Source organism: Streptomyces sp. NPDC048269 (assembly GCF_040652395.1).
Lineage (GTDB): Bacteria > Actinomycetota > Actinomycetes > Streptomycetales > Streptomycetaceae > Streptomyces.
On the sequence record NZ_JBEZLW010000003.1, the window covers coordinates 18,969 to 30,624 of the forward strand.

Annotated in this window: 8 protein-coding genes; 4 read left to right on the forward strand and 4 right to left on the reverse strand. The window is 74.1% G+C overall.

The annotated features are described in order from the left end of the window. Positions 1-150: 150 nt before the first annotated feature. Positions 151-2,265, forward strand: coding sequence for a glycogen debranching protein GlgX (glgX, locus tag AB0D48_RS04090; protein ID WP_362390546.1), 2,115 nt, complete (start codon positions 151-153; stop codon positions 2,263-2,265). Here the strand turns inward: glgX and AB0D48_RS04095 are convergent. Beyond that, positions 2,250-3,611, reverse strand: a complete 1,362-nt coding sequence (locus AB0D48_RS04095) for an MFS transporter (RefSeq protein ID WP_362390548.1) — start codon at positions 3,609-3,611, stop codon at positions 2,250-2,252. The genes glgX and AB0D48_RS04095 overlap by 16 nt on opposite strands. Positions 3,612-3,693: 82 nt before the next feature. On the opposite strand from AB0D48_RS04095, the gene treY reads away from it, so the two are divergent. Next, complete coding sequence (treY, locus tag AB0D48_RS04100; protein ID WP_362390550.1) at positions 3,694-5,997, forward strand: malto-oligosyltrehalose synthase; 2,304 nt, start codon at positions 3,694-3,696, stop codon at positions 5,995-5,997. On the opposite strand, the gene AB0D48_RS04105 is transcribed toward treY, so the two are convergent. Next, positions 5,953-6,852 carry a LysR family transcriptional regulator gene (locus AB0D48_RS04105; protein WP_362390552.1) on the reverse strand — a complete coding sequence of 300 codons (900 nt, stop codon included), beginning with the start codon at positions 6,850-6,852 and terminating at the stop codon, positions 5,953-5,955. The two genes, treY and AB0D48_RS04105, sit on opposite strands and share 45 nt — an antisense overlap. An 83-nt stretch (positions 6,853-6,935) precedes the next feature. On the opposite strand from AB0D48_RS04105, the gene lpdA reads away from it, so the two are divergent. Beyond that, entirely contained in the window at positions 6,936-8,363 is a 1,428-nt protein-coding gene (gene lpdA, locus AB0D48_RS04110; RefSeq protein ID WP_362390554.1) for a dihydrolipoyl dehydrogenase, read from the forward strand. A gap of 687 nt (positions 8,364-9,050) precedes the next feature. Further along, the gene (locus AB0D48_RS04115; RefSeq protein WP_362390556.1) at positions 9,051-10,373 is read left to right on the forward strand and encodes a M14 family zinc carboxypeptidase; all 1,323 of its coding nucleotides are present in this window, start codon (positions 9,051-9,053) and stop codon (positions 10,371-10,373) included. On the opposite strand, the gene AB0D48_RS04120 is transcribed toward AB0D48_RS04115, so the two are convergent. Then, a complete protein-coding gene (locus AB0D48_RS04120) occupies positions 10,370-10,837 on the reverse strand; it encodes a GNAT family N-acetyltransferase (RefSeq protein ID WP_362390558.1) in 468 nt (155 codons plus the stop codon). The two genes, AB0D48_RS04115 and AB0D48_RS04120, sit on opposite strands and share 4 nt — an antisense overlap. Positions 10,838-10,954: 117 nt before the next feature. Continuing rightward, positions 10,955-11,518, reverse strand: coding sequence for a DUF1707 and FHA domain-containing protein (locus AB0D48_RS04125; RefSeq protein ID WP_362390560.1), 564 nt, complete (start codon positions 11,516-11,518; stop codon positions 10,955-10,957). Positions 11,519-11,656 lie beyond the last annotated feature (138 nt).

Consider the following 11,656-nt stretch of genomic DNA (forward strand, 5'->3'; position numbering starts at 1 on the left):
CCACACAGTCCGCCGAGCCGGATATCAGCTCTCCGGGTCACCCGGAGGGACCAACCCAAGTCCACGCGTGAGGAGCCTCTTTCGGGGAAGATCTGGCAGTGACGTGGTCCAGCCGGATCAGCCGGAGCAGGATGGGAAGAGTCGTTATCTATGCAGGTCTGGCCGGGACAGGCGTATCCGCTCGGCGCCACTTACGACGGCGCCGGCACCAACTTCGCGGTCTACTCCGAGGCCGCCCGACGCATCGAGCTGTGCCTCCTCCACGACGACGGCTCGGAGACCGCCGTCGAGCTGCGCGAGACGGACGCCTTCGTCCGGCACGCGTACCTGCCCGGCGTCATGCCGGGCCAGCGCTACGGGTTCCGCGTCCACGGCCCGTACGCGCCGGAGCGCGGCCAGCGCTGCAACGCGGCGAAGCTGCTGCTGGACCCGTACGCGCGGGCCATCAGCGGCAGCGTGGCCTGGGGCGAGGCGGTGTACGGCTACCACTTCGGGCGGCCCGACTCCCGCAACGACCTGGACTCGGCGCCGCACACCATGAGCTCGGTCGTGGTGAACCCGTACTTCGACTGGGCCAACGACCGGCCGCCGCGCCACGAGTACCACCACACCGTGCTGTACGAGGCTCACGTCAAGGGTCTGACGATGAGCCATCCGGACCTTCCGGAGGAGCTGCGCGGCACGTACGGGGCGCTCGCGCACCCGGCGGTCATCGGGCACCTGACCAAGCTCGGGGTGACGGCGCTGGAGCTGATGCCGGTGCACCAGTTCGTCAACGACCACCGACTGGTCAACGACGGGCTGAGCAACTACTGGGGCTACAACACCATCGGTTTCTTCGCCCCCCACAACGGCTACGCGTCGGGTGACCGCGGTCAGCAGGTGCTGGAGTTCAAGTCGGCGGTCCGGGCCCTGCACGAGGCGGGTATCGAGGTGATCCTGGACGTGGTCTACAACCACACCGCCGAGGGGAACCACCTGGGTCCGACGCTGTCCTTCCGCGGGCTGGACAACGCCTCGTACTACCGGCTGGCGGACGATCCCCGGCACTACATGGACACCACCGGGACCGGGAACTCGCTCCTGATGCGCTCCCCGCACGTGCTCCAGCTGATCATGGACTCGCTGCGCTACTGGGTCACCGAGATGCATGTGGACGGCTTCCGCTTCGACCTGGCGGCGACGCTGGCCCGGCAGTTCCACGAGGTGGACCGGCTGTCCTCGTTCTTCGACCTGGTCCAGCAGGACCCGGTGGTCAGCCAGGTGAAGCTGATCGCCGAGCCCTGGGACCTGGGCGAGGGCGGATACCAGGTGGGCAACTTCCCGCCGCTGTGGACCGAGTGGAACGGCAAGTACCGGGACACCGTTCGGGATCTGTGGCGCGGGCAGCCGCGCACGCTGGCGGAGTTCGCGGGGCGGCTGACCGGCTCCTCGGACCTCTACCAGGACGACGGGCGGCGCCCGCTGGCCTCCATCAACTTCACCACCTGCCACGACGGTTTCACCCTGAACGACCTGGTCTCGTACAACGAGAAGCACAACGAGGCCAACCGGGAGGGCAATCGGGACGGCGAGACCCACAACCGCTCCTGGAACTGCGGGGTGGAGGGGCCGACCGAGGACCCGGAGGTCCTGGAGCTGCGCGAGCGCCAGATGCGCAACTTCACGGCCACCCTCATGCTGTCGCAGGGCGTGCCGATGCTCAGCCACGGCGACGAGTTCGCGCGTTCGCAGGGCGGCAACAACAACGCGTACTGCCAGGACAACGCGTTGTCCTGGGTGAGTTGGCCGGAGCCCGGCAAACCGGCGCCCGCGCTGCTGGAGTTCACCCGGCGGATGGTGTGGCTGCGGCGTGACCACCCGGTCTTCCGGCGGCGCCGCTTCTTCCACGGGCGGCCGGTGGAGGGGACGCACGACGAGCTCTCCGACATCGCCTGGTTCACGCCGCACGGCGAGGAGATGCGGGCCCGCGACTGGCAGGCGCAGCACGCGCGGGCACTGACGGTGTTCCTGAACGGGGAGGCGATCTCCGAGCCGGGCACCCGCGGGGAGCGGATCACCGACGACTCGTTCCTGCTGATGTTCAACGCGGGCGCCGACCCACAGGACTTCACCATTCCGGCGGGGCACGGGGCGCAGTGGCGGCTGGTGGTGGACACGGCCCGGCCGGACGTACTGCCACCCGGCACCGGGCCGCAGTATGCGGCCGGGGACCGGGTGGCGCTGGCGGGCCGGTGCCTGGTGGTGCTTCAGCGCCCGGCGTAGGCACCGTTCCCGTCGGCGGCGGGGGCCTTCCCGGCCTCCTCGCCGTCTCCGGGCTCCCCCGTCCCGGCCGCGGGGGCCGGGGAGGCGGTCCGCTGTGCGGGGAGGAAGGCCTCGGCGCGGGTGCGGGCGGACGGCACGCGGGTGACCAGGGCGAGGGTCAGGGCCAGCCCGGCCGCCCCCACGGCCACGGAGAAGGCTCCGGCGGGCCCGTACCACTCGGCGAGCCGCCCGGAGACGGCGAGCGCGAGTGCCTGCCCGGCGACCAGCGAGCTGGCGGCGAGGGCCATCGACTCGGCGAGCCGGGCCGGTTCCACGACGCGCTCGGTGAGCGCGAAGGCGGTGATCAGGTGCGGTGCGTAGGCCGCGCCGAGCACGGTGACGACCGCGTACAGCGGCCACAGGGCGCCGGTGAACAGCAGCGGCACGGACAGGACCAGCGCGGCGCAGGTGGCGGCCCGCCAGCGCAGCCGCAGCCCGACGCGGGCGGGCAGCGCGCCGAGTGCGAGGCCCACGGCCGCGCTGACGACGCCCATGGCCGCGTAGACGATCCCGGCCTGGCCGGGGACGCCCAACTGGGCGGTGAGCGCGGCGATTCCGGCCTGACAGGCGCCGAACATGGCGCCCTGGAGGGCGAGCGAGCCCCGGACGGCGTGGACCACGCGCGGCCGGCCGGCCCGGTCCCCCTTCGTACGTGCCCGCGCGCCCCGGTCCCCCACAGTCCGTCCGGGGGTGCCCCCGGTGACGGTGGCGGTCGGGTGCAGCGCGTAGGCGGTACCGAAGACGGCGACGAGTCCGGCGGCGCCGCCGAGGGCGACGGCCGGGTGTGCGACGAGCGCGGCGAGGCCGACGAGGGCGGGTCCGAAGACGAACGAGACCTCGTCCAGGGTGCCTTCGAGCGAGTGGACGGCGCCCAACACGCTCTCGTCGGCCCCGGCCCGGTGGGCCAGGGCCACGGAGCGGGTCCGGGCGAGCGGTCCGATCAGCGGTACGGAGGCGCCGGTGACGGCGCCGATCGCGGCGAGCGGGACCGTGCCGAGGCCCCCCAGGGCGCCGGCGACGAGGGCGGCGGTCGCGACGGCGTTGACGGCCGCGGCGCCGAGTACGACGGGCCGCTGCCCGTGGCGGTCGGCGAGCCGGCCGAGGACGGGGCCGAAGACCACCTGGCCGGCGGAGAGGGTACCTCCGACGATGCCGGCGGTGGCGAGGGATCCACTGGTCTGGGCGACCAGCAGGACGCTTCCGAACTGGGACATCGCGACGGGCAGTCGGGCGAGGAACGAGACGAGCGGGAGTAGGGGGCCGGTCAGGGCGATGACTCTTCGATAGGTGTTGACGGTTCCAACCACTTGAGCAACGCTAACCCGGCGCAGTCACTCGGATGCATTGGGTAATGGCACGGAATCCGGCAGGCTGGGTACGTACGTTCTCATGAGCCAGCCGCAGACAAGCATCCAAGCGGAATTCGATGTTCCGACACCTGTCACTCCGGCGTCGACCTACCGTCTCCAGCTGCGTCCGGAGTTCCCTTTCGCGGCGGCCGAGGCAGCCGTACCGTACCTCGCCTCGCTCGGCGCGTCACACCTGCACCTGTCCCCCGTGCTGGAGGCGGTGCCCGGCTCGGCGCACGGGTACGACGTCACCGACCACTCCCGGGTCCGCGAGGAACTGGGCGGCGAGCCCGGGCTGCGCTCGCTCGGCGCGGCCGCCCGGGCGCACGGGCTGGGCCTGGTGCTCGACATCGTGCCGAACCACATGGCGGTGCCCGCCCCCCTGCGGCTGAACCGGCCGCTGTGGGAGGTCCTGCGGGACGGACCGGACTCGCCGTTCGCGCGCTGGTTCGACATCGACTGGGAGGCGGGCGGCGGCCAGGTGCTGCTGCCGGTGCTCGCCGGGCCGGTGGAGTCCTGCGCCCTGGAGGCCGACGGGGAGGTCCTGCGCTACGGGGAGCAGGAGTTCCCGCTGCGGGAGGGCACCGCCGGGCTGGCGCTGCCCGAGCTGCTGGCCGCGCAGTGGTACCGGCCGGCCTGGTGGCGGGAGGCCCGTACCGCCCTCAACTACCGACGGTTCTTCACCATTTCCGACCTGATCGGAGTCCGTGTGGAGGACCCGGAGGTCTTCACGGCCACCCACGCGAAGGTGCTGGAGCTGGTCCGGGACGGGGTGGCCGAGGGTCTGCGGATCGACCACGTGGACGGACTGGCCGACCCCGAGGGGTACTTGCGGCGGTTGCGGGCGGCGGCGGGACCGCACTGCTGGGTGGTGGTGGAGAAGATCCTGGCCCGCCACGAGCGGCTGCCCTCCGGCTGGCCGGTGGCGGGGACCACCGGGTACGACGCGCTGCACCGGGTGGACGGGGTGTTCACCGATCCGGACGGCGCCGCCGAACTGGCACGCCGGTACGCGGAGTCGACGGGCTCTCCGGACTGGGAGCGGACGACGGAGACGTGCGCGCGCGAGGTGCTGACCGGAGACCTGGCCGCCGAGCTGAGCGCGCTGGAGCGGCAGGCAGGTCAGGAACTGATCGTGGCGGTCCGGGAGTTGCTCATCGCCTATCCGGTCTACCGGCCGTACCCCGGCGATCCCGAGCCGGATCCGCAGGCCGTGGAGCGGGCGGCCTCGGCGGCCGGTCCGGCCGCGGTGGCCGGCGTACGGGAACTGCTGCTGACCGATCCCGCCTTCGCCGCCCGCTTCGCCCAGACCTCGGCCGCGCTGCGCGCCAAGTCCCTGGAGGACCGGGCCTTCTACCGGTACGCGCCCCTGCTGTCGGCCACCGAGGTCGGCGGCGAACCGGGACAGCCGGCGGTGTCGGCCGGGGAGTTCCACGCGTACTGCGGCCACCTGGACCGGGAGTGGCCCGGGTCCGGGACGGTGCTGTCCACGCACGACACCAAGCGCAGCGCGGACGTGCGGGCCCGGATCTCGGTGCTGTCGCAGGCGCCGGAGCCGATGGACGGGGTCACCGGACCGGACCCCCAGCTCGCGTGGACGGCCCGGCAGACCGCGCTGGGCCTCGGAAAGGTCCCGCAGGCCGCGCCCCGGCTGGCCGAGGCCCTGCTCAAGGGGGTCCGCGAGGCCGCGCTGCGCACCAGCTGGACGGACGGGGACGAGGCCTACGAGGCGACCGTGGCCGCATACGCCCCCGGCCCGCTCGACCTGCCGCCGGAGCTCGCGGAGGCGGCCCGCGCCAATCTCCTCGGCATGACGCTGCTGCACCTGGCGATGCCCGGGGTCCCGGAGGTCTACCAGGGCGCCGAAACCGAGTACCGGGCTCTGGTGGACCCCGACAACCGGCGCCCGGTCCGCTTCCCCCGCGAGGCACTGGCCCGGCTGGACGGGGGGGCCGCGCCGCTCGGCCCGGCCGAGGAGAAGCTGGCGCTGACGGCCGCCCTGCTGCGGCTGCGCCGGGACCGTCCCGGGCTGTTCACCGGCTACGCCCCGCTGGCGGCCCGGGGCGCGGCGGCGGAGCACTGCCTGGCGTTCGCCCGCTCGCCCGGCCTGGTGGCCGTGGCCACCCGCCTCTCGCACCGGCTGGCGGGGGCGGGCGGCTGGCGCGGGACCGCCCTGCCGCTGCCGCCGGGCCGGTGGACGCAGCTGCCGGGCCTGCGCGGCGCGCGGGAGGACGCGTACGGGAAGGGGGACGGGACCACGGCCGGGCCCGCGTACGAGGGCGAGGTGGACCTGGGCGGCCTACTGGACCTCTCGCCCGTGGCGGTCCTGCTCCGCGACGACTAGATCGGCGAAGGCCGCCGCCGCACCGGTCAGCGGGACCCGGGAGAAGACCGCGAGGGGCCGGTGCCACGGCGGGTCGAGGGAGAGCAGTACGCAGTCCTCGCCGACCGCGCCGCGGACCATGTGGGCCGGGGCCATGACGATGCCCACCCCGGCGGCCGCCATCCGTACGGCCGTCGAGGTGTGTTCCGTACGCAGCACCGTGCGCGGGGTGAAACCCACCCGGCCGCACGCCAGGTCGAGCACGAGGCGGCCCTCCACGACCGGTTCCATCGCGCAGCGGATCCAGTCGCGGTCGGCCAGCTCGCCGAGGCGGACGGTGCCCCGCCCGGCGAGGGGGTCGTCGAAGGGGACGACGATGATCAGTTCCTCCCGGCCGACCGGCAGCAGCGGTCCGGTCCACTCCTTGGGCTCGGGGCCCACGGCGACGTCGGCGACACCCCGTTCGAGCTGCTCCTCCAGCGCCTCGGTGGAGCCGTACTCCCGCAGCACCAGCGACACCCCCGGGTGCGTGGCACGCCAGCGCACGGCGATGCCGGGGAGCAGGCCGACGGCCACCGCGTGGACGGTCGCGACGTGCAGTTCGCCGCCGGCCACGCCCGCGGCGGCGCGGGCGGCCCGCTCGGCCTGGCGGGCGCTGTGCACGGCGAGCTGTGCGTGCGGGAGGAAGGCACGGCCCATGGAGGTGAGCCGGACCCCGCGCGGCATGCGCTCCAGCAGTGCGCCGCCCACGGTCCGCTCCAGGGCCTTGACCTGGTGGGACAGAGCGGGCTGGGTGACGTGGAGGGAGTCGGCGGCCCGGGTGAAGGAGGACTCCTCCACGACGGCGAGGAAGTACTCCATCTGGCGCAGGCTCATGACCGGGAAGCATAGAGAACGTGCATGGAGTCCAGAAGATCATTTCCTTGGACTGCGGGGAACGGGCCGGTCAGGCTGGGCACATGACCCATGACGACAGCACTGTGGACGTGATCGTGATCGGCGGCGGTACGGGCGGCTACAGCACCGCACTGCGCGCCTCCGCCCTCGGCCTGAGCGTTCTGCTCGCCGAGCGGGACAAGGTCGGCGGGACCTGCCTGCACCGCGGCTGCATCCCGAGCAAGGCGATGCTGCACGCGGCCGAACTCGTCGACGGCATAGCCGAGGCGCGCGAGCGCTGGGGGGTGCGGGCGAGCGTGGAGTCGGTGGACTGGGCGGCGCTGACCGCCACCCGCGACGACATCGTCTCCCGCAACCACAAGGGCGTGGAGGGGCACTTGGACCACGCGGGGGTGCGGGTGGTGCGCAGCGGCGCGCGGTTGACCGGGCCGCGGTCCGTCCGGACGGAGGACGGACGGGAGTTCACGGCCGCCCGGGGGATCGTGCTGGCCACCGGGTCCCGGCCGCGCGTCCTGCCCGGTCTGGAGCCGGACGGGCGCACGGTGGTGACCAGTGACGACGCACTGTTCGCACCGGGCATGCCGGCCTCCGTGCTGGTGCTGGGCGGCGGGGCGATCGGGGTGGAGTACGCCTCCTTCCACCGTTCCATGGGCGCGGAGGTGACCCTCGTCGAGGCCGCGGACCGGCTGGTCCCGCTGGAAGACGTGGACGTGTCCCGGCATCTGGCGCGGGGTCTGAGGAAGCGCGGCATCGACGTGCAGACGGGCGCCCGGCTGGAAGGCGCCGTGGTGGAAGGCGCCGTGGTGGAGGGCGGGGTCGTACGGGCCGCCGTGCGCACCGCGCGCGGGGAGCTGCGTGAGCTGAAGGCCGAGCGGCTGCTCGTGGCGGTCGGCAGGGTCCCGGTCACCGACGGGCTGGACCTCGCGGCGGCCGGACTGGCCACCGACGGGCGGGGATTCGTGGAACCGGCCGACTGGTCCCGGCTGGAGACGGCCGTTGCGGGGATCCACGTGGTGGGCGACCTGCTGCCGCCGCCGTCGCTGGGACTGGCGCACGCCTCGTTCGCGGAGGGGCTGCTGGTGGCGGAGACCTTGGCGGGGGTTTCCACCGTACCGGTGGATTACGCGGCGGTGCCGCGGGTGACGTACTCGGCGCCGCAGACCGCGGCCGTCGGCCTGACGGAGGAGCAGGCCCGGGCCGCGGCGTACGACGTGGTGGTGAACTCGATGCCGCTGACCGCGGTGGCCAAGGGGATGGTGCACGGGCAGGGCGGCACGGTGAAGGTGGTCGCGGAGCGGGGCGGACGGGTCCTCGGCGTGCACCTGGTCGGGCCACACGTCTCGGAGATGATCGCGGAGAGCCAGCTGATCGTGGGCTGGGACGCGGAGCCGGGCGATGTGGCCCGGCACGTCCACGCCCACCCGACGCTGTCGGAAGCGGTAGGCGAAGCCTTCCTGACCCTGTCGGGCCGCGGCCTGCACCAGCAGTGATTCCGCCGCCGAGCGGGGCGCTGCGCGGGCGACCGGGCTGTCTGCGGGCGCCGCCGGGCGGGACGCCGGGCCGTCTGCGGGCCGGGTGCCGGGCCAGGCGCCGGGCCGGGCACCCGGCGGGGGCGACCGAACCGTCCGCGGCCGCCGCCGCGCCGGCGCCCCCCGGCTCCGCCCGGCCTTCTGGGGCTCCGCCCCACCCTGCGGCTCACACGCCGGCGGGGCTGGATTCGGCCGATGCCGTCCGCCCGGGGGCCGGGTCGTGCCCGGCTGAGCTCAAAGACCGGGGGCTCCGCCCCGCACCCCGCGCCTCACACGCCGGCGGGGCTGAGATTGCCCTGCGGGCTATCCGGCCCCGCCTGGCGCACGGTTGCGCTGCGCACACTTCTGGGATGCCTCGCGACAGCCGGCCTCACCGCCTTTGAAACAGGGGGTGTGGGGGTGCGCCCCCGATGCCTCGGCCTCGCCCGCGATTGAGGCGCGAGGAGGGGAGGCCGGACCCTGACCTCTCAGCCCCGCCGGCGATTGAGGCGCGGGGAGTGGGGGCCGGGCCCCGACCCCTCAGCCCCGCCGGCGGAGGCGCGAGGAGGGAAGGCCGGGAAGCGGTCTTGGGTCTCGCCGGTGGTGGAGGCGGCTCGGGCTCGGGGAAGTGCGGGGGCCGTGGAGCAGTAGGCGGGGGGTGCGGCGGGCATGGCATCCCTTGTGACCCTCCTCCGTGACATGTGCTATCCCACACCGCGCGAACTCACCCTGGCTGCCCGCGCACTCGTGGACGAACACCCCCGCGAGGTACGGCTCCGACAGGCCGGCACCTCGCGGGCCGGGCAGCCCCTCTGGCTGCTCACCATCGATCCCGTCAGCCCGGCAGGGGCAGGGGCCGGGGCCGGGGCCGGGGCCGGACGGAACGTGCTCGTCGTCGCCGGGGCCCACGCCAACGAGCCCGTCGGCGGCGCCACCGTCCTCGCCCTCACCCGTCGCCTGCTGCACGAGCCGGCCCCCCGCGCGGGCTGCGGCTGGCACTTCCTGCTCTGCGCCGACCCGGACGGCGCGGACCTGCACCGCACGCCCCGCCCGTACTCGCTCCTCGACTACCACCGGCACTTCTTCCGGCCCCCCGGGCCCGAACAGCCCGAGTGGGCGCCGTCCTTACTGACCCCGGACCGGCTGCCGCCCGAGACCCTGGCCCTGACCGCCCTCATCGACGAACTCCGGCCCGTCCTCCAGGTCTCCCTGCACGCCACCGACCTCGGCGGCTCCTGGGTCCAGCTCACCCGCGACGTACCCGGCCTCGCCGAGCCCTTCGGCAAATCGGCCGCAGAGCTGCGCATCCCGGTGGAGAACGGGGCCTCGGACGCCGCCGGCTGGCCCTCCCCCGGGCCCGGGATCTTCGTGATCCCGCAGCCGGGGAGCGAGGCCGCCGGGGCCTTCCACCCCGAGGACACCCGGCTCAGCACCTGGTACCACGCCCACCGGTACGCCGGCACCACCGCGATCGTCGAAGTCCCCATGTGGGCCTCCGACCTGGTGGACGATCCGGCCCCGCACCCCGACCCGCGCCGCGCCCTGCAGATGCTGGCCGCGCGGCTCGACGCCGACACCGTGCTCGTCGCCGCCGTCCGCGCCGGGATCCCGCCCGGGCCTCCCCCGTACGCGGACCCGGCCGCGGCGGCCCTGCTGCGCGCGGTCGACTGGACGCTCGCGCTGATCCCCCGGATCACCGCCGCGTGGACCGGCGACACGGCTCCCACCGAGGCCACGGCGGCGTACATCGCCGGCATCGACGCCTTCGGGCGGCGCATGTCGCTGCGCGCCGCCGCGATGCTGCTGCGGGTGCTGCGCGCACAGGGCCACCCGGCGGCGCCCGGGCTGGACCGGCTGGTCACGGGATGGTGCGAGGACTTCGCGGCCCGCTTCCAGGCCCGCTGGGTCCCGGTGGCCACCCAGGTGGAACACCAGTCCCGTACCGTCCTGGCCACGTACGAGCGCCTCACGGCGGCCCAGCGGGCGACCTAAGTGTGTTGTCCGGGCAGGACCTGGTCCACGGGCAGGCCGTACCGGCGCTTGGGCAGACCGGTGGCGCCGAGCCGGTCGTAGAACCGGATCGCGCCCTCGTTCCAGTCGGGTGTCTGCCACTGCACCTGGTCGAGGCCGAGCTCGCGGGCCAGGCCCTGTACGCCGTCCATCAGGGCGGCGCCGAGGCCATGGCCGCGGGCGTCCTCGGCCAGGTAGAGGCAGTCCATGTGGAGGTGGTGCCGGGCGTCCCAGAAGGCGAACTCGGCCGAGCATGCGGCGTATCCGGCGACCGAGCCGTCCGGCGCCTCGGCGAGCAGCACCCACAGCCGGGAGTCCTCGGCGAACAGCTGCGGACCGAGCCGCCCGGCGAGGTCCGGTGGCCGAGGGGCCGACTTCTCGTACGCGACGTGCTCGTGGATGAGTTCGACCAGGCGGGGCAGGTCCCCGACGCGTGCGCGGCGCACGACAGGTGTGTGTTCCGCACGGTTTTCCGCACGGTCTCCCGTACTGCGTTCCAGGCTGTGTTCCATGCCCGCCATCCTGGCCCACGGCCCGGCACCCCGGCCGGCCGGCCTCGGGCCTCAGCTCGACGAGAGCCGGAAGGCCATCTTCCCGAAGCTCACCTGGTCGCCGTCCCGGACCACCGCGGAGCCCGTCACGCGACGCCCGTTGACCGTGGTGCCGTTGGTGGAGCCGAGGTCCTTCAGCACCCACATCCCGCCCTGCATGCTGAGTTCCGCGTGCGCGCGCGAGACGGTCTCGTGGCTGAGCCGCAGCCCGTTGCCGGGGTCGCGGCCGATCCGCAGGGCCGCCGCGCTCGGGTGCGGCAGCAGCAGCTTGGGCAGCTTCTCCGCGGCCCAGGCGCGCCGGACGCCGACCGAGACGGCGGAGACCCGCCCCACCCAGCCGAACAGCCGACGGGTCCACGGGCTTTCGGCGCCCTCGCGTGCCTGGAGGTCGGCGGTGAGGACGGCCAGGTCCTCTGAGCGGCGGGCGACCAGGGCGAGTTCCATACGGCGCAGGAACGTGTCATGGGACAGCTTTCCGAGGGCAGCGCCCTCTCTGAGCTGGCCCAGCGCCCGGTCGCGCTCGGCGTCGGACAGCCGCGGCGCGGGGAAGGGCGGGAACTCAAAACTCGACGTCACAGGGTGATTGTCGGCCCGTCGGGGCCGGAGTGTCCAGAACTCCCCCGCCACGCCCGGAATGATGGGCAGGATACGCATGCTGGACACCGCCGGAGACGAGGGGAACGTCCGTGCAGTTCGAGGTGTGGGCACCGCTGA